The 24,013-nt window shown below is 63.7% G+C and carries 19 protein-coding genes; 8 read left to right on the plus strand and 11 right to left on the minus strand.

Going from position 1 to position 24,013, the window contains the following annotated elements:
- The first annotated feature begins 49 nt into the window (after positions 1-49).
- Positions 50-1,831, plus strand: coding sequence for an alanine/glycine:cation symporter family protein (locus tag JTF07_RS17090; RefSeq protein ID WP_204235591.1), 1,782 nt, complete (start codon positions 50-52; stop codon positions 1,829-1,831).
- 162 nt (positions 1,832-1,993) lie between these two features.
- Here the strand turns inward: JTF07_RS17090 and JTF07_RS17095 are convergent, their stop codons facing one another.
- The 8 genes from JTF07_RS17095 to JTF07_RS17130 form a co-directional block, all read right to left on the minus strand.
- Positions 1,994-2,839, minus strand: a complete 846-nt coding sequence (locus JTF07_RS17095) for a hypothetical protein (protein ID WP_204235407.1) — start codon at positions 2,837-2,839, stop codon at positions 1,994-1,996.
- Positions 2,836-3,516 (minus strand): DUF6114 domain-containing protein, encoded by a 681-nt coding sequence (locus JTF07_RS20460; RefSeq protein ID WP_252199892.1) that lies wholly within the window; start codon positions 3,514-3,516, stop codon positions 2,836-2,838. The genes JTF07_RS17095 and JTF07_RS20460 overlap by 4 nt, the downstream gene beginning before the upstream one ends.
- A complete protein-coding gene (locus JTF07_RS17105; RefSeq protein WP_204235408.1) occupies positions 3,516-4,133 on the minus strand; it encodes a DUF6230 family protein in 618 nt (205 codons plus the stop codon). Before JTF07_RS17105 ends, JTF07_RS20460 begins: the two co-directional genes overlap by 1 nt.
- A 261-nt stretch (positions 4,134-4,394) precedes the next feature.
- Complete coding sequence (locus tag JTF07_RS17110; protein ID WP_204235409.1) at positions 4,395-5,927, minus strand: AbgT family transporter; 1,533 nt, start codon at positions 5,925-5,927, stop codon at positions 4,395-4,397.
- 162 nt (positions 5,928-6,089) lie between these two features.
- On the minus strand, positions 6,090-6,938 hold the full coding sequence (locus JTF07_RS17115; protein ID WP_204235410.1) for a creatininase family protein: 849 nt from the start codon (positions 6,936-6,938) through the stop codon (positions 6,090-6,092).
- A complete protein-coding gene (locus tag JTF07_RS17120; RefSeq protein WP_204235411.1) occupies positions 6,935-7,681 on the minus strand; it encodes a FadR/GntR family transcriptional regulator in 747 nt (248 codons plus the stop codon). Before JTF07_RS17120 ends, JTF07_RS17115 begins: the two co-directional genes overlap by 4 nt.
- Before the next feature lie 58 nt (positions 7,682-7,739).
- Complete coding sequence (locus JTF07_RS17125; protein ID WP_204235412.1) at positions 7,740-8,699, minus strand: CE1 family esterase; 960 nt, start codon at positions 8,697-8,699, stop codon at positions 7,740-7,742.
- A gap of 119 nt (positions 8,700-8,818) precedes the next feature.
- The gene (locus tag JTF07_RS17130) at positions 8,819-9,472 is read right to left on the minus strand and encodes a GntR family transcriptional regulator (protein ID WP_204235413.1); all 654 of its coding nucleotides are present in this window, start codon (positions 9,470-9,472) and stop codon (positions 8,819-8,821) included.
- 199 nt (positions 9,473-9,671) lie between these two features.
- Here JTF07_RS17130 and JTF07_RS17135 point away from each other — a divergent pair, with 199 nt between their 5' ends.
- The 3 genes from JTF07_RS17135 to JTF07_RS17145 all read left to right on the plus strand — a co-directional run bounded on the left by JTF07_RS17135 (position 9,672) and on the right by JTF07_RS17145 (position 14,089).
- Positions 9,672-10,742: a 1-aminocyclopropane-1-carboxylate deaminase gene (locus JTF07_RS17135; protein ID WP_204235414.1), complete on the plus strand. Its 1,071-nt coding sequence runs from the start codon at positions 9,672-9,674 to the stop codon at positions 10,740-10,742.
- A 364-nt stretch (positions 10,743-11,106) separates the two neighbouring features.
- Positions 11,107-12,501 (plus strand): NAD-dependent succinate-semialdehyde dehydrogenase, encoded by a 1,395-nt coding sequence (locus JTF07_RS17140; protein WP_204235415.1) that lies wholly within the window; start codon positions 11,107-11,109, stop codon positions 12,499-12,501.
- A 256-nt stretch (positions 12,502-12,757) separates the two neighbouring features.
- Positions 12,758-14,089 (plus strand): MFS transporter, encoded by a 1,332-nt coding sequence (locus tag JTF07_RS17145; RefSeq protein WP_204235416.1) that lies wholly within the window; start codon positions 12,758-12,760, stop codon positions 14,087-14,089.
- A 41-nt stretch (positions 14,090-14,130) separates the two neighbouring features.
- Here the strand turns inward: JTF07_RS17145 and JTF07_RS17150 are convergent, their stop codons facing one another.
- Positions 14,131-15,543: an MFS transporter gene (locus JTF07_RS17150; protein ID WP_204235417.1), complete on the minus strand. Its 1,413-nt coding sequence runs from the start codon at positions 15,541-15,543 to the stop codon at positions 14,131-14,133.
- A 462-nt stretch (positions 15,544-16,005) separates the two neighbouring features.
- Here JTF07_RS17150 and JTF07_RS17155 point away from each other — a divergent pair, with 462 nt between their 5' ends.
- From JTF07_RS17155 to JTF07_RS17170, 4 genes are all read left to right on the plus strand, one after another.
- Entirely contained in the window at positions 16,006-17,637 is a 1,632-nt protein-coding gene (locus tag JTF07_RS17155; RefSeq protein WP_204235418.1) for an AMP-binding protein, read from the plus strand.
- A 65-nt stretch (positions 17,638-17,702) separates the two neighbouring features.
- A complete protein-coding gene (locus JTF07_RS17160) occupies positions 17,703-19,010 on the plus strand; it encodes a beta-ketoacyl-[acyl-carrier-protein] synthase family protein (protein WP_204235592.1) in 1,308 nt (435 codons plus the stop codon).
- Positions 19,011-19,079: 69 nt separating this feature from the next.
- The gene (locus JTF07_RS17165) at positions 19,080-20,285 is read left to right on the plus strand and encodes an acyl-CoA dehydrogenase family protein (RefSeq protein ID WP_204235593.1); all 1,206 of its coding nucleotides are present in this window, start codon (positions 19,080-19,082) and stop codon (positions 20,283-20,285) included.
- 193 nt (positions 20,286-20,478) lie between these two features.
- Positions 20,479-22,137 carry an amidohydrolase gene (locus tag JTF07_RS17170; RefSeq protein WP_204235419.1) on the plus strand — a complete coding sequence of 553 codons (1,659 nt, stop codon included), beginning with the start codon at positions 20,479-20,481 and terminating at the stop codon, positions 22,135-22,137.
- A 39-nt stretch (positions 22,138-22,176) separates the two neighbouring features.
- On the opposite strand, the gene JTF07_RS17175 is transcribed toward JTF07_RS17170, so the two are convergent.
- Both JTF07_RS17175 and JTF07_RS17180 read right to left on the minus strand, forming a co-directional pair.
- The gene (locus tag JTF07_RS17175; RefSeq protein WP_204235420.1) at positions 22,177-23,679 is read right to left on the minus strand and encodes a sodium:solute symporter family protein; all 1,503 of its coding nucleotides are present in this window, start codon (positions 23,677-23,679) and stop codon (positions 22,177-22,179) included.
- Positions 23,676-23,978, minus strand: coding sequence for a DUF3311 domain-containing protein (locus JTF07_RS17180; RefSeq protein ID WP_204235421.1), 303 nt, complete (start codon positions 23,976-23,978; stop codon positions 23,676-23,678). The genes JTF07_RS17175 and JTF07_RS17180 overlap by 4 nt, the downstream gene beginning before the upstream one ends.
- Positions 23,979-24,013: the final 35 nt, after the last annotated feature.

The following is a 24,013-nucleotide window of genomic DNA, read 5'->3' on the forward strand; positions in this document are numbered from 1 at the left end:
CGGTGCCGGACCGATCCTCCGGACGAATCGCAACCAAGCGCCCGTGAGAATGAATCCCATAATTGAAAATTCTGACCAGATCCACGACATCGCGGTCCTGGATTCCATCCCGATCAGTGCCGACCGGATGACCACTGCTTCCCCAGCCCTTGACGTTTCAGTGGCCCCCGAAATCACAGCAAGCCCTGTAGTCACAGCAAGCACTGACATCACAGCAAGCACTGACATCGCAGCGTCAGGCGTCGACCAGGCAATCGAATCGTTCTTCGGTCCGATCGCGCAGGTCTTCAGCAACATCGTCTTCTTCGAGCTCACGATCGGCGACCTGGCCATTCCGCTCATCGTTGTGTGGCTCATGGCAGCCGCCGTCTTCCTCACCGTCTATCTGAGATTTCAGCCGGTCACAGGGTTGAAGTACTCGGTCGGAATCATCCGCGGGCGCTTCACACGCAAGACCGACCCCGGTCAGGTATCGAGCTTCCAGGCGCTCGCCACAGAGCTCTCCGGCACGGTGGGCCTGGGCAATATCGCCGGTGTGGCCGTCGCCATCACCATCGGCGGACCCGGGGCCGCTCTGTGGATCATCATCTTCGGCTTCTTCGCCATGACCGTGAAGATGGCCGAGGCGACCCTGGGCGTGAAGTACCGAAAGGTCCATGCCGATGGGACAGTCTCCGGTGGCCCCATGTACTACCTGCGTGACGGGCTGGCCGAGATCGGCCGCCCCAAGCTGGGAAAATTCCTCGCAGTCTTCTACGCCGCAACCACGGTGATCGGTGTGATCGGAGCAGGCAACCTGTTCCAGGCCAATCAGGCCGCCTCGATCCTCGTCAAGGCCACCGGTGGTGAAGGCAGCTTCCTCGACGGAAAATCGTGGCTCATCGGTACCGTGTTCGCGGCTCTCACAGCTCTGGTCATCCTCGGCGGAATCAAGAAGATCGGGCAGTGGACCTCGAAGCTCACCCCGATGATGGCGATCCTCTACTTCCTCAGCGTCCTCGTCATCCTCACTATGAATGCCAGCGAGATCCCGCACGCATTCGTGCTGATGTTCACCGGTGCATTCAGCCCCGACGGTGTCGCCGGCGGAATCATCGGCGTCGCCATCGTCGGCATCCAGCGTGCCCTGTTCTCAAATGCGGCAGGCGTCGGCTCCGCCGGTATGGCCCATGCCGCATCGAAGACGACGAAGCCGGCGACCGAGGGCTTCGTTGCGATGTGGGAGCCGCTCATTGACTCCGTCATCGTCTGCACCCTGACTTCCCTGGCCATCATCACCACCGGCCTCTACGATTCGACGTCCGAGGATGGAATCGGCTTGACGTCCGAGGCCTTCGCGAGTGTCGCCGGGTGGTTCCCGGTCCTGCTCACGATCTGTGTCGTGCTCTTCGCCTTCTCAACGATCCTTGCCTATGGCTATTACGGCCAGCAGGCTCTGGGGTACCTGACGGGGAACTCGAAGAAGGCAGACAAGGCATACCAGGTCTTCTGGATCCTGGCCGTCATTGTGGGCGCGTCGATGTCGCTGGAGTCTGTCATTGCGTTCTCAGACGCGATCTTCTTCCTCATGGCCTTCCCCAACCTTCTGGGCCTGTACTTCCTGTCCAGGATCCTGCGCCTTGAGATTCTGCGGCTGCGCAAGCGCATCGACGTCGGCATCATGCGTGAGATCACACCCGCCGAGCTGCAGGTCGGCATGGGGGATCATGAGCCGACGATGGAGCAGATCAGAGCCGCGGAGGCAGGCCGTCGTCGTAAGCGCGACAAGTTGCGTGAGGTGCGGGATTCGCTCAGAGCCAAGAAGCTGGCGCGTGCCCAGAAGGACAGCTGAAGAACGGCAGCTGAAGAACGGCGGCTGAGGAACGGCACCTGAAAAGTTCCGCGTATCCTGACGCCGAAGAGGCCCGTCGTTTCCCAGCAGTATGCAGTGCTGGGAAACGACGGGCCTCTGTTGGGTGACGCGCCTGCGACGAACGAGTCAACGCGGGAGTGATCAGGCTTTCTTGAGCTCCTGGTCGGTGTTCGAGTAGTTGATCGAATCGGCTGTGGTACCGACCAATCCCATCGTGACTCGCAGGAGTCCCGGTTCGACATCGTCCATGGTCGGCGGCGTTTCGGGACCCAGGGTCAGCGAATCGCCGTTCTTCGTCGTGGCGGTGATCGAACCGATGTACACCGTGACATCGCCCTTGAGCGTCATCGTATCGGCCAGGGTCAACAGCCCTTCTTTCTCCTCCGGCGGGCGCACCGTGAGTGAGAACCCGGAAATTGTTATCTCGTCAGCCTGGATCTTCAACGTGGTGATCTTTCCGCCGTCGGCGGTCGGAACAGCGGCGAACGAGATCCCTTTGAGCCCCTTGAAGGAGAGTGACTCAGACCCCATCGCCGCGGGAGTCTTCGTGAAGATCGGAGCATCCTCATCAAGCTGAGCATCCTTCGGGAAGTCACCGTTGAGCTCTTCATCCGACTTCTCGTCCGGGTCTTTGACCCCCAACCCACCGGGGTCGGTGGGCTCCGTCGTCGGTTCATCCGTCGGCGTCTCAGTCGGTTCGTCCGTAGGTGTCTCGGACGGTCCGTCTGTGGGCGTCTCAGTCGGTTCGTCCGTAGGCCCCGGCGATGCCGGGGTCTTCGGCTTCACCGGAACCTCCGGAGAGATCGGTGCTTTGGGCTTCGTGTCATCCGGACCCGGCTCAGTCGAATCCGAACTTTCACATCCGAGCAGCGGAGTGCACAGCGGAGAAGAGTGAGCGGGTGCTGCTGCTGTCACTCCCACGGCCGAGGGGACGACGAGGGCAGCTGCCGCCAAGAGCGACGCCGTGCGGCGGCTGGGCGCCCTCATGCAACGTCCTTGTCACCTGCGGATTGAGTGTCTTCCCTCCGCCCGGCAGCTGGTGCCTGAGCGTCCGAGCTGTGAGCGTCGGACTTCGGCGCCCGCGGTCCCATCCAGGCGACAATGAGGATCGATCCGATGGAGGACAGCAGCATTCCGAGGATGAATCCGCCGAGGTTGACCCCGACGAGCGAGTAGACCGCAAGAACGAGAGCGATGATCCCGTAGAACACGTGATGCGTTGGCCTGAAAATCGACAAGAGCGCGAGCACCACGAGAGCGATCGGAATGACCGTGGCCTGCAATCCTTCGATGCCGAACTGGATCTGGAGGTTGCCAGTGTCGAGCTGCCCGGAGAAGAAGAGCTCGATTCCTCCGAGTGCGGCCAGCACTCCGCCGATGAAGGGGCGCTGCCGACGCCATTTCCGGAAGCGGCGACGCTTTGGGGCATCCTCATGACCGGCTTCTTCGCGCGCGGCGTTCTCACGACCGGCGCCTTCGCTACTGGCATCCTCACGACCGGCCGTGGCAGCGTCGAATTCGGCCGTCTCAACGGTCGATTCGGGCCTGGCCTCCTCGCGCTCACTATCACGGCGCGACCGGCGGGACAGCGCGAGCAGGCTCGTTCGCTGCTCGGAGCCCTCCTGCTTGTCGGTCTGCTGATCGTTGATTGCGGCCTCCTTCATCAGAAGCACTTCTCGGATCCGTCAGTGAGCTTCAGCTCCATGTCCTTCAGGGTGAACACCGAGGCCGTGGTGCTCCATGAGTCCTGTTTCAAGTCCTTGATCGAGACCGTGTCGGCGTCCTGGGCGAAGTCACCCTTGGACCCTTTTTCCTTGGTGTTGACGTCGGAAGCGTCCACGCCGATGCGGATGTTCTTGAACTCGGCGTCGCCCTTGAGTCCCGTCATGCCGATCTGAAGGTTCTTGGCCGATGCCGGCTCGCCTTTTCCGCCAGCCTTGATGAGAACGCCCACCTTGCCCATCGGGGTGTCCGCGACTGCAGACTGGCAGAGATTTTCGAGCGTGGCGTTGCCGATGTTGGCGGTCACGACGGAGTGCTTCGCACCCTCTGCGTCCTTGGCGACCCCGCTGTACTGGGAGAAATCTGTTCCCTCGAGCTGTGTGGAGCTGATCTTGAACTGGCTTCCCGATATGGCGAATGAAACAGGTACTGCACCCTGAGCAACCCCACCCATAAGGATGGCGGAGACAACGCCGGTAGGAATCGCTACCAAAGCGATCCGCCCCGCGTGGGATTTGCCGACCGCGCTGATGCTGCTGGCGAGCTTTGGGAACTTCATTGATCCTCCTCCGGATGCCGACAGCTATGTCAGCATCGCATCGTGACGTATCTCGTCGCGTTGTGATGTATGTTACTGCGGGGTATTACCGACGAGTATATCGGTCAATTGTGTCGAGTCAATAACTTTTTCTTCACACGGTTTCACGGCGATCTGTTGAAAGGACCCTTGAGCTCTGGCTGATCGCCGAGGATGCAGAACATGTGACCAGGTCATGGACCCGTGACCAGCGAGGTGAGTACATCACAGGCTGGGCGAAGTTCACCGTACCGGAGCATCTGGTCCCAGCGGTATGCCCAGGCCCCACCAGAGGAAGAAGAGCAGGCTCCACATGATCGTCATGCACACCGCCAGCGGCAGGGTGTGTGAGGCAAGGGTGCCGATGCCGGCGGACTTCTGATAACGCTGCATGAAGCCGAGGGCAAGGATGAAGTAGGGGCTCATCGGAGTGATCGCAGTCGAGCCCGAATCAGCGATGCGGAAGATCGCCTGCGAGGTCTCAGGCGGAACGTCGAGGAGCATGAGCATCGGCACGATGACCGGGGCCATGATCGCCCACATGGCCGATCCGGAGGTGATGAGGACGTTGACGACGGAGAGGACGAGCAGCACGAGGATGAAGATGACCCATGTCGGCAGGCCGAGGCCGGTGAACAGTTCCGAGCTCGACACGGAAACCAGCATGCCGATGTTCGTCCACTCGAAGTACTCGAGGAACTGCGCGATCGCAAAGAACAGGACGAGGACCGGGGCCATGGACACGATGCCCTGGCTCATGAGCTTGGGGACGTCGGCGAACTTCTCGATCGTGCCCTCACGGAACCCGTAGACCATGCCGCCGACGCCGAAGAGCATGGCGATGATGAACGCGATGCCGGTCAGGAATGGGGACTCCCCGATGGGGCCGTCTCCGCGCAGGGGAGCATTGTCCGGGACCACCAGGACGACGACGAAGAGGAGCATCGCGATCACTGCGAACATCGAGTACCGCAGGGCTGAGCGTTCCCTGTCGGTGATGACGAGGTCTTCGTGCTCGGCGTCCTCGTCGGCCTCGAGGTTCTGCCGCTTCGTGAGCACGAGCTCGGTGACGATGGTGATGACGATGGCCAACAGGATGGAGCTGGCGATGTTGAAGTACCAATTGCCGATCGGGGTGACCAGATAGTCGGGGTCGATGATGTGGGCAGCCGCCGAGGTGATTCCCGCGAAGATCGCATCATTGGGAGTCGGGATCGGGCTGGCGTCATATCCCGAGGCGATCGAGGTGTACGCGACGATGACGCCGAGGACGGGGGAGCGGCCGACCGCCTTGAACACCATGCCGCCGAGCGGGACGAGGATGACGTAGGCCGCGGCCGAAGCAACGTGGGAGACCGTTCCCATGAACGCGACGGTGAAGACGATGAGGGATGCGGGCACCCGTGCGATCGAGACCTTCATCGCCGTGGACAGGAGTCCGGTGCGCTCTGCCAGGGCCACGCCCATGATGACGACCATGATCGTGATCAGCGGTGGGAAGGACTGGTAGGCGTCGAGCGAGGTGCTCACCGCCATCGCGATCCCGTCGCCGCTGAGCAGGTTGTTCACCGGTGTCCATTCCCCGGTGCCGGGGTCGTTGACCCCGACTCCCATGAAGGAGAGGACGAGGCTGAGGACGGCGAGGATGCCTGCCAGGATCCAGAACAGCCAGAAGGGGTGCGGGAGTCGGTTGCCGACGTTCTCGATGACGTTGAGGAATCGGATGACGCCCGGGAGTCGTTCCTGAGTGGGTTTGTCGGTGGTGGTCGTTTCCATGGCTGGCTCCTGTTTATCCAGGTGATGAAGGAGCATTTGGGCACGACTCGGCGCTACCCGTGAACTCCATTGGTCAGAGAGGTGGGACTGAGATGGGGAAGATGTGGCGGTGGCGGAAGTCTGTTGGGGCAGACGACCGCTGAGATCAGGCGGCGAAGGCTGTCATAGGCGCAGCATCTCCCGGGAGTAGGCGACGAGTGCAGAGATGACCTCGCCGAGGATGTCGTGCCCGGCCGCGGCTGTGGCGGTGCGTGGATCCCCGAGGACCCCGTTGTCGGAATATTGGTCGAAGGTGACGGCACTCGACGGTGATTTGGTCCGGGTCAGTCGCGCCCGCGGAGACAGCTCGTCGAGAGCTGTGGCTCCGGCGCTCAGATGGGCCGAGTCGACGAGGCGGTCGTCGATGGCCAGCATCTGCGAGGTCTCTGATTCCCCGGAGTGTCCGCTGACCTCGGTGCGGGGCAGTGCCGCCGTGGTCTCGGTGGCCAGGCCGCTGACCGGTGAATAGGCGAAGGCGAGATTCGGGTGGGAGCTCAGCAGCACCTGTTGGGCGACGCCGAGGGCGGCGATATTGCCCCCGTGGCCGGTGATCACCAGGATGCGGGTGAAACCGGAGTCGCAGAGCTGGCCGGCGACCGTGGTGACGATGTCGACGAAGGTCCGCGGATCGAGGCTGACCGTGCCGGGCAGATTCCCGTGATGAGGAGACACCCCGTAGTCGATGCTCGGGAGGACGAAGGCCCGGCCAGGCACGGTTCTTTTACCGCCGACCAGATCTTCGGCCACTGCTGGTTCTTTGGCCACTGCCAGTTCTTCGGCTACTGCCATGGCCACATGGTCGGCTCGGATGCTGTCGGTGCTCAGGGGGAGTCCGTCGCCGTGCTGCTCGCAGGCACCGACGGGCAGGATGAGGAGAGCGTTGTCCTCCTTCGCGACTTCGACCTCGAGCGAGGTCAGCTGCCCGTACGTGCGCACCTGTGGTCGGATCTCGGTCACGCTCTGACGGGTCACTGTTCGGTTCTTTCGGTGAGTGCGGGCGATTCGGTCGCCGCGAGGGACTCGGCGGCCGTGGCCTCCTCGGCGTCGGTGCGTTCCGACCAATCGGCGAGGACGGCGGCCCTGATGCTCTCGAGGTGCTTGCGGGTCCGATGTGAGGCTTCGAGTCCGTCGCCGCGCTTGATGGCATCGAGGATGTCGGCGTGCTCATCGTGGTCGCGGAGGCGGTCGTAGGTGAACCGGGCCGCCTGCTGAGTGCGGGAATGAATGGCCAGCAGCGAGACGAGCATCTCGTGTAGGGCCCGGTTCCCCGAGGCCTTGGCCAGCTCCACGTGGAAGTGGCCCGCAGGGACCTCGGTGTGCAGCTGCAGGGCATTGTCGACCGCGGTCTCCATCGTCTGCACGGCATCCTTGCCCTGGACGCTCGCCGCAAGTTCTGCGATGCCGGGTTCGATGGCGATGCGAGCATCGAGCAGCTCGATGGCGGCGGCGAGGTCGACGGGCACGTAGTGCGGGTTGTCGAGGATCCGCCGGTTGATCGCCTCCCGCACATAGGTCCCGGAACCGTGCTTGAGTTCGACCGATCCGGTGGCCTCGAGGCGGCGCAGGGCCTCGCGGACGGTGGGGACTGTGACCTCGAACCGTTCAGCCAGAGCTTTGGCCGAGGGCAGGGTCTGGCCGGGTTGCAGGTTCTGTGAGCGAATGGTCTCGACGATCTCACGAGTGAGTCGTTCGACGAGTCCGATGGGTGCTGTCATGGCACTCTCCTTCAAGTGTTTAAGTCATCTAATCACTTAGTGAATCGAGTGTCAAGGGTCACTCATCGATGCGTGGGTGATTCTCGAAGAAGGCCCATATCGTCTCTGTGGCGGAGAAGTGCTCGGTGACATAACCGCCTCCGCTGTACATGGTCTCACCTGGCCAGACGTGCCCTCCGTCGGCAACAGAATAGAGTTCGACATCGGCCCCGTCCTGGCAGTTCTGCCACTGGGTGTGTACGACTTCCTCACCCTTCTTGCCGACCTTCCTGTCCTTCGAACCTGTGCAGCCTGCGGCCTCTGTCCACGGCTCCAGCCACGTTCGCACTGCCGGATAGATCTCACCCTGGCGCTCGCCTCCCTCATAGTGCATGGTGGCGTCGCCGGTGCCGTGGATGGCGAGCATCGGCGTCGGCTCGGAGTAATCACATCCCGCGAAGGACTGCGGGTAGTAGGCACCGGCGACGGTGGCGAAGGCGGAGAATCTGTCCCGCAGCTGGCAGGCGAGGACCGAGACCATCCCACCGCCGTTGGACTTTCCGGTTGCGAAGACGCGATCGAGATCGATGCAGTATTCGCTCTCGATCGAATCCAGCAGATCGGCGACGAAGCGCACGTCGTCGGCTCCGCTGGCGTACGGCGCGCCCTGCCAGGCACGTTTTCCGTCCTCAGCGATGCCATCGGGGAAGACCGTGATGGCAGGCAGTGCGGGGAGTCCGGTGTAGTTCTGAAACTCCGCTCCGTCGGAGCCCCTGCCGTGGAAGCCGAGGATCAGCGGCAGCGGGGCGGTGAAGTCGTAGTCGCGGGGGATGTTGACCCGATAGGTTCGTTCGTCGCCCGCCGAGGTGATCGTGCCCTGGTCGTTCCCAGACTTCTTCTCGACCCCGCACCCCGCCGAGGGCCGACTCTCGACTTGGCTGGGCGGGGAAGCGGCGGCGTCGGTTCGCGGTGTGAGCGCAAGTGCCAGGCTGAACACGAGGGCCAGGACCAGGCTGATGGGCAGTATGCGTTTCATCATCGAATGCAATGTTCTTCCTTTGATCGTCGGTGATCGTGGGCAATACAATACACGAGTCATCTAATCACTTGATGAATTATTTCGAGCGCGCACTGTCGCGGTCGGGTCAGCAGGCGGGGTCAGTCGGCCCTATCGCTGGTGAGTGTTGACCAGTTCTCGCACGTGAGCGCCATGGCCCGGTCGGCGTCGCCGGCGCGGACGGCGGCAACGATCTCCGCGTGCTGCTCGGGCGAGGCGGATCCCTTGACGGAGTCGAAATGCAGGTATTCGGCTCGCCGCAGTGTCGCCGTGACGACCTCAAGATGATCGGGAATGAGCGGATTGCCGCTGCGAGCCAGGGCGACCTCATGGAATGCATCATCGGCGGTGATGGCCGCGTCGATGTCGGCATTGCGCAGGGCTGATCTCAGCTCTTCGTTGGCGGCTTCCATTTCGGAGACATCGGATGCGTTGAGGTGCGGGAATGCGAGGCTCATGGCTAGAGCGTGCAGCTGAGCTGCGATCTGGCGGGCGTGGATGACTGCCTCGGGATTCTCCGGTGCCACGCGGGTCATGCGCCCCGGCTCGGCGACGACCAATCCGGCCTGCCCCAGGCGCTGAAGAGCCTCGCGGACGGGAGTGCGCGAGACCTGCAGCCATGCGCCCAGCTCCTGGTCACGCAGCTGTTCCCCGGGGGCCAGTTGGCCCCGAACGATGGCATCGCGGATCGAGCGATAGACGTCATCGCGCAGCAGCCTGCGCTGGGGGATCGGCGCATTCGTGGGAATCGGCACTCTCGACCTCTCGATCCTGATCTATGGGGTGGACATCTGTGGGGTGGACGCGCCCGGCAGTCCTGGCATGTGGGATGCAGCGCTTTTGCCATTGTAGTCCTCACCAGAATGCAATATATTGCATATCGTCGGCACTTATCGGCAGCGGCTTGAAGCAGCTGCTCTCCAGCTTCCAGCACGACCAGACGAAGAGGACACAATGCCAATCACTGATTTCGAACGCTACCCGCTGACCTTCGGGCCCAGCCCGGTCCACGAGCTGAAGCGACTGAGCGACCACCTCGGTGGGGCTCGGGTGTGGGCCAAGCGGGAGGACGTGAACTCCGGTCTCGCGTTCGGGGGCAACAAGACCCGCAAGCTCGAATACATCGTTCCCGACATCCTCGCCTCCGGCGCGGACACGCTCGTCTCGATCGGTGGTTACCAGTCGAACCACACTCGCCAGGTCGCTGCCGTCGCGGCGCACCTGGGACTGAAGTCGCGCCTCGTGCAGGAGCGCTGGGTCGACTGGGATGACCCGGTCAACGACAAGGTCGGCAACATCGAACTCTCCCGCATCATGGGCGCCGATGTGCATCTCGACTCGGCCGGATTCGACATCGGCATCCGGTCCAGCTGGGAGAATGCCATCGCCGAGGTCGAAGCCGCGGGAGGCAGGCCCTACCCCATCCCGGCCGGTGCCTCTGAGCACAAGTTCGGTGCACTCGGATTCGTCAACTGGGCCTATGAGGTCGCCGAGCAGGAGAAGGAGCTCGGCGTCTTCTTCGACACGATCATCGTATGCACGGTCACCGGCTCCACCCACGCGGGAATGATCGCGGGCTTCGCCGCACTCGAGGCGGCAGGAGGTCCACATCGCCAGGTCATCGGCATCGACGCCTCTGCAACCCTGGACAAGACCCGTGATCAGGTCAAACGCATCGCGAACAACGCAGCAGGTCTCATCGGACTCGGTCGGGAGATCACCGATGAGGATGTCGACATCCGCTCCGGCTGGGAAGGCCCGGCCTACGGCATCCCCGACGAATCGACCATCAACGCGATCCGCACAACCGCGGAACTCGAAGGTGTCATCCTCGACCCTGTCTACGAGGGTAAGTCGATGGCTGGCCTCCTCGACCTCGTCGGCCCAGCTGGTGCCGACGGTCAGGCTGAAGACGAAGGCCAGGTTGATGCCGGAGACCGGGGCGCAGTGGCGAAGGATTCGACGGTTCTCTACGCTCACCTCGGCGGACAGCTGGCGCTCAATGCCTACAGCTCGATCTTCTGAGCCGTTCCGTCACAACGAAGGGTTGGCCGCCTCGTTCAACGCTGAGTCAGAATTTCGCTGTTGCCTTGACGCAAAATCCTGACTCGGCCTTGAATGAGCGCCGCGGCGCGGTGCAGATATCGTGAGCGCGTCGTGCCGTGGATGCGGATTTCGTGACATCACCCGCGAAATCCGCACAACCTCGGCGAGGGTGGTCCGGGCTGTCGCGAACTGATGATTCCCCCAGGTTCCGCCACTTGTTGCGCACGTCACGTGTTGATAGCGTGAGAGGCAGGCATACGCGATCCGTCGATTTCGGCGGTGAACAGCGATGCAAACGCCTTATCCGGCGCCACCAGGGCGCCACTAGTCAAAGGAGTCTGGAATGAGCAATGTAGGCAGTGCTGCAGGCGGCTACCGTGTCGAGAACCCAGCCACGGGCGAGGTCGTCGAGAGATTCGACAACGCCACTGACGCGCAGATCGAGGAGACTCTCGACGCGGCTCACAAGGGCTTCCTGAGCTGGCGCGAGAAGACGATTGAGGAGCGCGGTGCGATCGTGAACAAGGTCGCCGCCCTGTTCGGTGAGCGCAAGGAAGAACTCGCGACGGTCATCGCCTTGGAGATGGGTAAGCCCGTCGCCGAAGGCATCGAGGAGGCCGAGTTCTGCGAGGCCATCTTCAACTACTACGCGGACAACGGCCCGAAGTTCGCCGCGGACGAGCCGATCGAATCGATGTCGGGCGGCAAGGCATTCATCCAGCGCCGACCCGTCGGCGCACTCCTGGGCATCATGCCCTGGAACTTCCCGTACTACCAGGTCGCCCGCTTCGCGGCGCCCAACCTGGTGTTGGGAAACACGATCATCCTCAAGCATGCGGAGATCTGCCCCCGTTCATCGGCGATCATCGCCGACATGATGAAGGAAGCCGGCATTCCCGAGGGCGTGTACAACAATATCTACGCCACGCATGAGCAGATCGAAACCGTCATCGCCGATGATCGGGTCGAAGGCGTATCGCTGACAGGCTCCGAGCGTGCCGGTTCGGCCGTGGCCGCCACCGCAGGCAAGAACCTGAAGAAGGCTGTCCTCGAGCTCGGCGGCTCCGATCCCTACATCGTCCTCGACACTGACAACATGGACGAAGCTGTGGACACCGCCTGGGGCACCCGCCTCTATAACACCGGCCAGGTCTGCAACGCGAACAAGCGGATGATCGTCATGAATGACATCTACGATGACTTCGTGTCCGGACTGACCAAGCGCGCCCAGGATTGGACGAAGGGCACCCCCGACGAGGCGGGCGACGGCAAGTATTCGCCCATGTCCTCACGTGGTGCTGCGGAGAACCTGCGCAAGCAGCTCGACCGTGCAGTCGAGCAGGGAGCGAAACTCGTCGGCGGCGAGCTCGCCAGCGACGGTTCCGCCTACGTATCGCCGGCCGTGCTGACCGGGATCACCTCGGACATGGACGCCTACCGCGAGGAGCTCTTCGGACCCGTGGCCACCGTGTACAAGGTGAGCAGCGACGACGAAGCTCTCAAGCTTGCCAATGACACCCGCTTCGGTCTCGGCGGCGCCGTGTTCTCGAAGGACGAAGAGCGTGCTGCGAAGCTGGCTCAGCGTCTCGATGTGGGCATGTCGAACGTCAACACTCCAGGCGGCGAAGGTGCGGAGATTCCGTTCGGCGGCACCAAGCGTTCGGGCTTCGGCCGCGAGCTCGGCCCCTACGGCATGGACGAGTTCGTCAACAAGCGCATGTACTACGTCGCTGACTGACTCTGACTGGGCAGTCCCAGCTGGACACCGAAACACGGTCGTCCTGCCGAGGCACTGCCGCCAAGTCTGAGGCGAGATCGAGACGCGGGCGTTGCGTCGAGAATGACGGGGAGAACCCGATTTTTCGGCACAGCGCCCGCGTTCTGCTGTGCCGGGGTGAGTGCGCGGGTGAGAGTGGGAGCAATGCGTTTCGCGGGCACGATGTGAGTCTCGTCGAACCCTCGACTCCCAGGCACAGGGTCGATAGCGTCAATGGATGCCGAAACTGCTCGTACTCGGCCTGTGCGCCGGGTATTTCCTCGTCCTCCTCGATGTGACAGTCGTCAACGTCGCACTGCCGCAGATCAACGCTGATCTGCAGGCGGGCCAATCGGGGATGGCAGGAGTGATCAACGCCTACACCTTCGTCCTCGCCGCACTGCTGCTTGCCTTCGGAGCGATCGGGGACCGATGGGGTCATCGCCGGATCGTGGTGTTCGGTTTCCTCTGCTTCTTCCTCGGTTCGCTGGCCTGCTCGCTGGCGCCGACGATCGAGTTCCTCGTTGCCTCCCGTGCTCTGCAGGGTGTTGGCGCCGCCGCAACGATGACCGGCACCCTGGCGATGCTCTCGGAGTCGGCTGCCGATGACCGCGAGCGAAACAAGCTCGTCGGGCTGTGGGCGGCACTGGGTGGGGTCGCCCTTCCGGTGGGACCTCTGCTGGGAGGACTGCTTGTCGAGCTGGGCAACTGGAGGGCAGTGTTCTGGTTGAACCTGCCCGTCATTGTCGCCGCACTCATTCCCATCCTGATGCACTCCACGCCGAGGCGGGCGTTGGCCAGAAGTGGTGGGCCAGCCAAGGGCACGGTGCCCGATCACGTCTCTGGCCGGGTCGGGTCTTCGGATCACGCTGAGTCTCCAAAGTTTCCGGGCTCTACCCGGTTTTCGGTCTCTTCGCGAGCGAGGCTCCTGTTTGCCTGCATCGTCGCAGCGCTCATGAACTTCTGTGTTCTCGGGTCTCTGTTCCTGCTCACCCAGTTCTTCCAGGACGATCGGGGACTGAGTCCGCTGCAGGCTGGGCTGGCCACTCTTCCTGCTCTGCTCCCGATGCCGGTATTCGGTGCGCTGTCGGGAAAGGTCAGCAACCGCCTCGGCGTGTGGAGAACGAGTGCGATGGGACTCATCGTGGCTGGTGTGGGGCTCGGACTGATGGGTCTGACTGTGTCAGGGACGAGTTTGTGGGGTCTGTGGCTCGCACTGTTCGTGTGGGCGATCGGGGTAGGGATCCTCACGCCCGCGATCGTGGCGGCGGCGATGCATGCATTACCGCAGCGGCCGGGATTCGCCTCCGGCGCAGGAAGCACGGCCCGCAACGTCGGCGGCGCAACGGGCGTGACGGTCTTCGCCGTTCTGTACACGGTCGACACCGGAATCCTCATGGCCGGTGCAGGGGTCGTGATGCTCGCCGCCTCATTCATCTGCCTGGAAGTGGGGCGGCGGACACAGGGTGGACGGTCGGAGGGCGGGCAGGCTGCGGCGCGAGTTCCTGCTGCCAAGTCGCGAGACCCTGATCCATACTCGGTTGGAGGCACTGGCCGACCCGATCTGTGACCTAGGGGGCAATCACAGATCAGGTGACTCAGACGGGCGCGTCAGGCCCCGGTTGACTGCGCGGCCTTGGCAGCGGCGCGCTCCTCGGCGGTTGGGATCTGAATGATCGGGCCGAGCACCACAGTGTAGAAGAAGATGCCGATGCCCAGGATGACTCCGCAGACGATGAACGCGGCACCGAAACCGCCGGTGGCTTGAACAACGAAGCCGGTGACGATCGGCGCCGAGACGCCGATGAGGTTGTTCACCGAGTTCATGATCGAGCCTGTCGCACCGACCCCGCCCTCGGGGGCGATGAGCGCAGGCAGGGAGTTGGTGACGCAGAAGGAGACCGTGATCCCGCTGGTGCCCAGGGTGATCCAGAACAGGGCCCAGCCCGGGTCCTCGGTGAAGGCCGCCCCCATCACCGTCATGGCCAGGAGCATGCCCGCAACGATGAAGGTCTTGCGGACAGCCGTGCCTGACTTGCCGATCCGCATCAGGTGGTCAAGCAGCCAGCCGGGGAAGATGAACTCGACGGCCACGGCGACGAGCCAAGGCAGGGCAGTGAAGATACCCGAGGACATCACGCTCATGCCCATCTCCGACTGCAGGTAACCAGGCAGCCACGTCAGGAGCATCCACTGCGTATAGCCGGCGCAACCGAGGCCAAGGGACATACCCCAGACCTTGCGCTGCTTGAGGATGTAGCCGAGATTGGCCAGAGGGTTGGGGCGAGGTGCGTCCTCGTCCTGCGCTCCACCCTCACGGATGTATTCGAGCTCAGAGTCCTTGAGCTTGCCAAGACGGTTCATCTCCTTGGGGTCGCGGTACTTCCAGAAGAAGACGAACACATAGGCAAGGCTGAGGAGGCCCATGGCCACGAAGGCTCCGCGCCAGCCGAAGGATACAACTGCCATGGCCACGAGTGGGAAGCCGATGACATTGGACAGGCGCTGACCGGAGTCGAAGATCGCTGTTGCCGTTCCGCGTTCGGAGCGCGGGAACCAATAGCCCGTTGCCTTCATCGCTCCGGGGAAGATCGGTGATTCGGCCATGCCGAGGATGATGCGGGCCAGAATGAGCAGGCCGGTGCCGCTGATGATCGCAGTGATGAAACAGGAGACGCTCCACATGATCGTCGCGACCCTGAAGACCCACTTGATGCCGATCTTGTCGAGGAGGAGACCGGCAGGAATCTGCATGAGCACGTAGGACCAGCCGAAGCTGGACAGGACGATGCCCATCTGACCGGCACTGAGTCCGAAGTCCTCGCGAATATGGCCCTCTGCCACAGCGATCGAGCTGCGATCGATGTAGTTGATGAGCACACCGAAGAACAGCAGAATCGCAATCGCCCACCGCATCTTGCCGATGCCCGACCGGTTGGGTTTCACCCCCGGAGTGTGGGTTTCCTGCGGGGTGAACTTGAGCTCGTCCGGATCGGCGCTGTTCGCCTGAGGCTGAGGCTCCACAGTGAGTCCCTTCGTTGGTATCTCGGTATTGGTATCTCGGTCGCCGATGACCGAGCGACATGGGAATGGACTCCGGGCGGCAACGCCCATGATTCCACGATATGGAAATAGTATTTCGTAAGAGCCAGGTCAACGTATAAAGGCGGTTAGCGGAATGTCAAAGAGCCTGCATTGCTGAGTAGTTCCGGGCGGTTACCGAAAGCAAGGGAAAATGGATGATACGCCACGTCTGCGCAGGTAGCAGGGTCAGGCCGAAATTTAATCCGATATTTCGGATTGTCGACTCCGGTTAGACAAATGGGTGTTTTCGCGCCAGTTGGCCGAAGCCCGATAATTGAATGATTACAGATTAAGAATTGAAACCGGTGACTCCTATACTGAGGAAGCGGCCCAGACCGGGCCCACCGGCCAGCTGAGGACGCACCCGGATCCAGCCAGGCCGCAGCTATCTGGAGGTCATACGTGCCGATCACCTCGACGATCCTCGACGTCGCTGGGAACAATCCTGAGCAGCTCGCCCTCGTCGGCGCTGACGAGCGGCTGACCTACTCCGAGCTCGTCGACGACTCTCGCCGGATGTTCGCCGTCGTCGATGAACTTCATCGAGCGCAGGCCGACTCGCCGATGCCCGCGCCGGAGACCGACGGCATCCCCATCACCGCCATCAGCATCACCTCGGCGTTTCACACCTCGCGCATCATCGCCGGGCTTGCCGGGTACCGCACCGTGTCTGCGACCATCGATCCGCGCTGGCCGCTGACCCACCAGGTCGATGTCATCCGGGCCACCGGAATCGGTGTGATCATCAGTGACTCACCCACCCTCGCCGAGGCGCTCGCCTCCTCCTCTTGGACCGGCACAGTCATCAGCCTCGCCGACTTCCGCGCCCGCGAAGCCGCCCGCACACACGAGGCCGCCCTCACGCACGAGACAGCCGCCACACACCAGACAGCCCCCTCGCACGGCACAGCCTCCATACACGAGACAGCCTCCACACACGAGACCGTCGCCGCCGGTGAGTCGCCCGCGAGTCCGACCCCCGCACCCGCCGTCCGCGATGCGTCCGAGCCCTTCCTGATGCTCTTCTCCTCGGGCACGACGAGCAACCCGAAGGCCTTCATCAAGACGCGGCAGCAGTATCGCGACAATGTCGCCGTCTCCTCAGCCCACCTCGAACCGCTGCCCGGAGTCGCGACACTGGCACCGGGCCCGGTGTCCTACAGCCTCACGCTCTACGCGGTCATCGAGAGCCTCGCGACCGGGGGCAGCGTGCACGTCGCCGACGAGTTCGACCCGATCACGATGGGTCGGCGCATCGAATCCGAGGCCATCTCCCGTGTCGTCGCAGTTCCCGCAGTCGTCCGCGCCCTCGCCGAGGCGGCCCGTCGTGACCCCGAACGTTTCACCCACCTCGACCTCGTCGTCACCGGCGGAGCCAATCTGCCGGCGAGCATCCGCGACCGCCTCGCCGAGATCCTCCCGGAAACACGACTGATCAGCTACTACGGTGCCGCAGAGATCGGTTTCATCGGCGACAGCCGTGATGGTGACGGCACCTGGATCACCGTCTATCCGACCATCGGTGCTCAGATTCGGGACGAGTCCGGCGCCGAGGTTCCCGAGGGAGAACTCGGCACGCTGTGGATCCGGGCCGCGGCCTGCTCATACGGCTACGTCACCGACACCACCGACGCGGTGCTGCGTGGAGCAGACGGTTGGGCCACAGTCGATGACCAGGGGCGGATCGAGAACGGCAGGCTGCAGCTGGCCGGTCGGGCCGGCGATATCGCCATCACCGGTGGTCACAAGGTCTCGTTGCCGGAAGTCGAGCGGGCATTCGAAACGTACGACAACCTCGGCGAGGTATGCGCCATCGCCCTCGAGGACCCGGCGTTGGGCAGCCTCATCGCCCTCGTCATCGAAGTGAGCGCAGACAAGACCGCGCTGCTGAAACATGCACGTGCCCGCCTGGCGCCGCAGTTCGTTCCCCGTCGCGTCTATCGGCTCCAGCACCTGCCAAGGACGGTCGGCGGGAAGATTCGGCGCGTCGAAACCGTTGACCTCATTATGGACGGACAAGGACAGCGACTGTGAGCGGACAGGTCTCCACAGGCCGGGGCGCACCGACCACCGAAGGCAGCCGCGTCGTCATCACCGGAATGGGCGCGATCACGCCGAGCGGCAACGACGTCGACGAGCTGTGGGATTCTGTGGTCACCGGCCGCAGCGCAATCAGTCGACTCGAGGGGGAGCAGTTTGCGGATCTGGCCGTGCGCATCGGCGGCCAGGTGACAGGTTTCGACGCTGAGGCGGTCCTGCCCCGCTCTCTCGCTCGCCGACTCAGCCCGGTCCAGCACTGGGCCATCGCCGCCGCAGACCAGGCTCTGACGCAGGCAGGGATCGCACGCCCGGACACGGGGGCGAAAACGGACACGGGGGCGAAAACGGATGCAGGAGCGCAGGCCGATGACGCTGACGGCCTCCCTTGGGACCGATCCCGCGCAGCCGTCATCGCTGCCACCGGCTCCGGCCCCGTCGATGCCATGCAGAAGGCCACACGCTCACTGCTCGACGGCGGCCCCCGCTCGGTTCCCCTGACATTGGCGATCCACGGTGCACCCGACTCGGCCGCGGCGCTGCTGAGCCAGCGCTACGATTTCCGCGGGCCCGGGCAGGGAATCTCGGCCACCTGCGCCAGCGGGGCCATCGCCCTCGGCGAAGCAATGCGCCGCATCCGTCACGGATACGCCGATGCGGTGCTCGTCGTCGGAATGGAGGACTGCCTCAACGCGGTCAACCTGGCCTCGAACGCGAACATGCGAGCGCTCGCCGCCGGCTTCGAAGACGATCCCACATCCGCCAGCCGGCCCTTCGACAGTGCGCGATCCGGGTTCGTCATGAGCCAAGGCGCCGGTGCGATCCTCCTCGAATCCGAGGCCGGAGCCGCCGCCCGCGGGACCACCGTGCTCGCCGAGCTGGCAGGATTCGGAGCCGCCAGCGACGCCCACCACCCGACGAACCCGCACCCCGATGGCCGAGGTGCCGCCTCAGCGATGAGCCAGGCCCTGGCCGACGCTGGGCTGGACCCGGAGGGTATCGACCACATCAACGCCCACGCCACCGGCACCCCCGCCGGCGATGCGGCAGAGCTCAAGGCCTTCGACGCCGCACTCGGCGCCACCGCCCACTCGATTCCGATCAGCGCCACGAAGTCGTCCACGGGCCACCTCCTCGGTGCCTCGGGGGTCGTCGAAGCCATGATTGCCGTCCGAACGATGATGGAGCAGACGCTGCCCCCGACTGTCAACCTCGAGACCTGCGAATTCGACGGATGGAACATTGTTTCAGGTCAAGCACGCAACATCGGCCGTGACGGTGTCGACGATGCGCCGATCGCCACAGTCCTGTCGACCTCGTTCGGATTCGGCGGGCACAACGGTGCGATCATTCTGCGTCGGCCCCGCTGATCAACGTGGGACTTCGACTCGCTGCCCCCGATCCAATGGGGAATCTGACCCCGTCCGCTAGGAGACATGATGACCGACCGTGAGACCCGCCTCGGCGAACTGGCCGAGAAATACCTTCCCGCCGAGTTGTGTGAGCGTTTCCGCGAACGTGCGGGCGTCTACGACCGTGAGAACCGCTTCTTCGACGAAGACCTCGAGGAGCTGAAGTCTCTGGGCTACCTCACTCTGTTCGTTCCGGACGCCTACGGAGGTCCGGGGCTGAGCCTGCACGAGGTTTCGCGTCTGCAGCAGCGCCTGGCCTCGGCGGCTCCGGCCACGGCATTGGCGATCAACATGCACCTCATGTGCACCGGTGTCGTCAAGGCACTCAACGACCGCGGCGATGCCTCATTGAACTGGGTGTTCGACGAGGCGATGGCGGGGGAGATCTTCGCCTTCGGCATCTCCGAACCCTCCAACGACTGGGTCATGCAGGGGTCGAACACGGAGGCTGAACCGACCACTGACGGCGGCTACCTGCTCACCGGCGTGAAGATCTTCACCTCACTCTCACCCGTGTGGACGCGCCTCATCGTCCACGGGGCGATCGCCTCCGATGAGGAGGGAATCGCCGGCCCCGATGCAGACCAGCCAGCCGAGGGTCAGTTGGTCTACGGCTTCATCGAACGCGGAGCCGAGGGCATCACGGTCTCCGACCACTGGGACGTCATGGGAATGCGGGCCTCCCAGTCACGGGCGACGATCCTTCACCAGGTGCCCATGCGCCCCGAACGGGTCTCGCGCACCATCCCGGCAGGCAAGCACCCCGACCCTCTGACCTTCGCGATCACCAGCAACTTCCAACTGCTCATCGCCTCTGTGTATGCCGGCGTGGCCGCCCGCGCGCTCGAACTCGGCGCTGCCGGGCTGAAGAAGCGGAAGTCTGCGAAGTCCGGGACCACTTTCGCTGAGGTGCCCGAGACTCGGGCTCGCCTCGCCGACGCGCACCTGGACTACCTCGCCGTCCCCGCCATGCTCGACGCCTACACCAGGGACTTCGACGCACTGGTCGACCACGGGGCCGGTTGGCCGCTGCGACTGGTGGGAGCCCGGATCAAGGCCTCCGATGCGGCCAGGAACGCGGCTGAGACGGCTCTCATGTGTTCCGGTGGCGGCGGCTTCGACAACAGCCACGAACTCTCGCGCCTCTACCGGGATGCGACCGCGGGTCTGTTCCATCCGCCGAGCGCCGACGCCGCCCGCCCGATGTACGCGGCAGCCCTCCTCGACGACTGAAGGGTGGCCATCGGCTCTCGTTCGATACATACTGCCCGTCGTTCAACGCTGAGTCAGGTTTTCGCCGTTGTCTCGAGGTGAAAACCTGACTCAGCGTTGAACGAGAGTCTCAGGCTCCGAGTCGTTCGGACGGGACGTGATGGGACGTGGCACCATGGCCGCAACCATAAGAGCTGCAAGGACGGAGCATCCGATGGACGAGAGAACACCGACGATCGTGCGCGCGAACTCGATCGTGTCGCAGGCGAGGACGAGGCCGGGCGCCCAAAAGTCCCTAGCAACGCCTGATCCGACCGCCAGCTCGGCTCTCGAGCCTGAGGCGCTGGCGATCACCGGAGAGACAATCAGTGCGACCGGAACTCTGACTGAACTGCGAGACAGGTTCCCCGCCGCCGAGGTGCTCGACTTCGGTGACTCGACCATCATCCCCGGCCTTAACGACGCCCACATCCACCTCGCCCTGACCGCCGGTGACGCCCTCCACCTCGACCTGTCCCATGAAGCGGTGAGAGACGTTCCCACCCTGTTGGACACGATCGCCGCGGAGGTGGGGACAACCTCGGCGGGGGCATGGGTCAAGGGCAGCCGCTATGACGATGAGAAGACCGGGATCGTCCTCCGCGACGAACTCGACCGGATCGCGCCCGAGACCCCGGTTCTCGTCAATCACGTCGCCGGACACTGGGGCGTGGTCAATTCGGCCGGACTGCGATTCCTCGGCATCGACGAGTCTTCACCCGACCCGGACGGCGGCCGCAATGACCGCTATTCCGACGGTCGGCTCAACGGGAAACTCATCGAGCGGGCGCTGATGAACGTCCTCATGCCGGCCACTGCCCGCGGGGAGCGTTTCATTCCCGGGGACACGGTCGAGGACCTGCAGCTCGGTGCCGCGCGAACGATCGCGAAGTGGAATGCCGCGGGCCTGACCTCGATCTGCGACGCACTCATCAGCCCCCAGGACATCGGGATCCTCTCAGCATTGCGCGCCGACGATGCACTCGGCCTGCGCATCGGCATGCTTCTGTCCATCGACCACTATGACAAGGCCGCCGAGGTCGGAATCGGCAGCGGTTTCGGAGACGATCGTCTTAAGCTCATCGGTGTCAAAGCCTTCCTCGACGGGGCGATCGGTGGGCGGACCTGCCTGCTCTCCGAGCCGTTCACCGACCCGAGCTATCAGGGTGTGCAGACCACTTCGACCGAGGAGCTGCGAGTCAACGTCGAACGCGTCCATACCGACGGCAACCGCATCGGCGTCCACGCGAACGGCGACGCCGCGATCCGCCTCGTCCTCGATGCCTTCGAAGACGTTGCTGCCCGGATCCCGCGCCCTGGCCTGCGGCACCGGATCGAACACTGCAGCCTCATCGACGACGACATCCTGAATCGGATGAACCGCCTCGGCGCCGTTGCTATCCCCTTCGCCGGATATCCGGGCTATCACGGTGGGGCGCTGAACTCCTGGTACGGCGAGGAGAGGATGGAGCGGATGTTCGCCCACCGCTCGTTCCTCGACGCCGGAGTCACGGTGGCCGGATCATCGGACTATCCGTGCGGGCCCTATCAGCCGCTTTTCGGACTGCAGTCGCTGGTGACGAGGACCGGCGTCGACGACGGGATCACCGTCGGAGCCTCGCAGAAGGTCACAGCAGCCGAGGCGCTGTCGATCTTCACTCTCGGATCCGCCGAGGCCTCAGGGGAGGAGTCCTACAAGGGCAGACTGGCACCGGGATACCTCGCCGACTTCACCGTCCTCGGAGACAACCCACTGACCATCGACCCTCACGGAATTGCGGACATCGACGTGCGCGCGACGTATGTCGGTGGGAGTGAGGTGTACAGGGGCTGAGGTTTCCATCGACCTGCCTGCTGGCGCCGCTGTTCTGCCTCAGGCATTCACCTTCGCTCGCTCCGCTGCCGGAACCCACCGTGTATCCGGCTTCGCCACGGTGACGATGACGACGATGATGAGGTTGACCGCGACTGCCCACAGGCCGCCGTTGATGCCCAACAGCGGATCGTGGCCCGTGTAGTGCAGGGCCACCATGGTCACCGAGCCGACGATGAGGCCGGCGGCAGCGGCCTGTTTGCTCATCCGCGGCCAATAGAGTGCGAGCAGTGCGGCGGGAACAACCTGTGCGAGACCTTCGTAGCTGAGCACCGAGAGCTCGACGAGGGCATCGGGCATGAGCAGGCTCATCACCAGCGCAATCACACCGACGATGAGGCACACCCACTGGGACAGCGCCTTCTGCCGCAGACCCCGAGCGGCAAGCTGGTCCTTCGTCATCGACGCGGAGTTCTTCGGGCCAGACAGCCCTCCACCGAGGACCGTGCGACCCCACATCGAACCGATCGAGAGCATGTACACGCTCATCGGCACGATGGCTGAGAGTGCACCGGCGACACCGATGACGGCGACGAGCGGGGCCGGCAGTGAGTCGATGACCACGGAGAACAAAGCCAGGTCCGCATCCTTGAGGGCGGGAATGACGAAGAGCGCGGCCACGCCGACCATCATCGGCACGAGGAGCAGCAGCTGATACCAGGGCAGGATGATGGAATTGCGACGCAGGGTGTTCGCCGAGGTGCCGGACAGGTATCCGGCGATCGAGGTGGGGAAGACGGTGATCGTGATCCCGTTGAGGATGATCGTCGAGATGAACCAGGCGCTTCCATACGTTCCTTCGCCGGCACCGGGGAAGGTCAGCCATTGAGACTTCTCACTCACGAGCCGGTCGAGGAGTTCGCCTAACCCGTCGAAGTAGTGCAAAGGCACGTAGATGGCGAGGAAGGCGACGGCGAGGATGACGAGGCCGTCTTTGAGGGCGCTGACCCACGCGGAACCGCGCAGACCGGAGAAGAGGATGAACGCCTCGGCGACGATGAAGGAGATGATGGCGGCGACTTTGAGGTCGATCGCCCCGTAGCTCATGGCATTGACGACGGCACCCATGCCCTGGATCTGCAGCTGGATGTAGGGCACGATGAACACGGTCGCGAGCACCGCGACGAGGATCGCCAGACCCCGCGAGCGGAAGCGGTGCTCGACGATGTCGGAGAGGCTGACGAGCTTGTGCCTGGCCGCATAGGTCCAGAACAGCGGGCCGACGAGGTAGGCGACGACGAGTCCGACGCTGAGATAGCCGATGAGGTAGAGGATCGGCACGCCGTAGGAGTACGACCAGCCGGCCGTGCCGAGGAACGAGAAGCTCGTATAGGTCTCTCCTGCCATGAGCAGTAGGATGAAGACGAACCCGAGTCCGCGCCCGGAGACCGACCATTCGTCGAGTGACTTCTCACGCCCGCGTCCCGACCAGATGCCGATGCCGATGGTCGCGAGCATGGCAACGCCGAAGATGATGCAGGCGATGATCGCTGAAGTGCTCATTTCCCGGCCTCCTCGATCGGGTGATCCTCACCGAAAGCGACATCGGCTGGGACGTATTCGGCCTTGTCACCGCGGTAGTAATGATCACCGCGGGCGGCCATCCACACGAAGAACCAGGTGAGGATCGTGACGCCGATCGTGTAGGTGAGGATGAACGGCATCCCGAAGATGCGCGGCTCGATCGAATTCGCGACGAAGGGCGTCAGGACGTAGCCCACGACGGGAACGATGAGGAGCAGCAATGAGTACCGCCGCCGAGGTGGCCTCGACGGCGGTGGTGAATCGTGAACTCCCGACATGGGCGACCTCTTCCTCTTCGCATGGACACCGCAGG

The sequence above is a fragment of the Brevibacterium sp. RIT 803 genome (genome assembly GCF_016892625.1).
Taxonomy (GTDB): domain Bacteria; phylum Actinomycetota; class Actinomycetes; order Actinomycetales; family Brevibacteriaceae; genus Brevibacterium.

What these genes read in the sequence shown, in the direction of transcription:
- JTF07_RS17090 (WP_204235591.1), top strand. Translation starts at nt 50, where the DNA reads ATGAATCCCATAATTGAAAATTCTGACCAGATCCACGACATCGCGGTC.
- JTF07_RS17095 (WP_204235407.1), bottom strand. Translation starts at nt 2,839, where the DNA reads ATGAGGGCGCCCAGCCGCCGCACGGCGTCGCTCTTGGCGGCAGCTGCC.
- JTF07_RS20460 (WP_252199892.1), bottom strand. Translation starts at nt 3,516, where the DNA reads ATGAAGGAGGCCGCAATCAACGATCAGCAGACCGACAAGCAGGAGGGC.
- JTF07_RS17105 (WP_204235408.1), bottom strand. Translation starts at nt 4,133, where the DNA reads ATGAAGTTCCCAAAGCTCGCCAGCAGCATCAGCGCGGTCGGCAAATCC.
- JTF07_RS17110 (WP_204235409.1), bottom strand. Translation starts at nt 5,927, where the DNA reads ATGGAAACGACCACCACCGACAAACCCACTCAGGAACGACTCCCGGGC.
- JTF07_RS17120 (WP_204235411.1), bottom strand. Translation starts at nt 7,681, where the DNA reads ATGACAGCACCCATCGGACTCGTCGAACGACTCACTCGTGAGATCGTC.
- JTF07_RS17125 (WP_204235412.1), bottom strand. Translation starts at nt 8,699, where the DNA reads ATGATGAAACGCATACTGCCCATCAGCCTGGTCCTGGCCCTCGTGTTC.
- JTF07_RS17135 (WP_204235414.1), top strand. Translation starts at nt 9,672, where the DNA reads ATGCCAATCACTGATTTCGAACGCTACCCGCTGACCTTCGGGCCCAGC.
- JTF07_RS17140 (WP_204235415.1), top strand. Translation starts at nt 11,107, where the DNA reads ATGAGCAATGTAGGCAGTGCTGCAGGCGGCTACCGTGTCGAGAACCCA.
- JTF07_RS17145 (WP_204235416.1), top strand. Translation starts at nt 12,758, where the DNA reads ATGCCGAAACTGCTCGTACTCGGCCTGTGCGCCGGGTATTTCCTCGTC.
- JTF07_RS17160 (WP_204235592.1), top strand. Translation starts at nt 17,703, where the DNA reads ATGGGCGCGATCACGCCGAGCGGCAACGACGTCGACGAGCTGTGGGAT.
- JTF07_RS17165 (WP_204235593.1), top strand. Translation starts at nt 19,080, where the DNA reads ATGACCGACCGTGAGACCCGCCTCGGCGAACTGGCCGAGAAATACCTT.
- JTF07_RS17170 (WP_204235419.1), top strand. Translation starts at nt 20,479, where the DNA reads ATGGACGAGAGAACACCGACGATCGTGCGCGCGAACTCGATCGTGTCG.
- JTF07_RS17175 (WP_204235420.1), bottom strand. Translation starts at nt 23,679, where the DNA reads ATGAGCACTTCAGCGATCATCGCCTGCATCATCTTCGGCGTTGCCATG.
- JTF07_RS17180 (WP_204235421.1), bottom strand. Translation starts at nt 23,978, where the DNA reads ATGTCGGGAGTTCACGATTCACCACCGCCGTCGAGGCCACCTCGGCGG.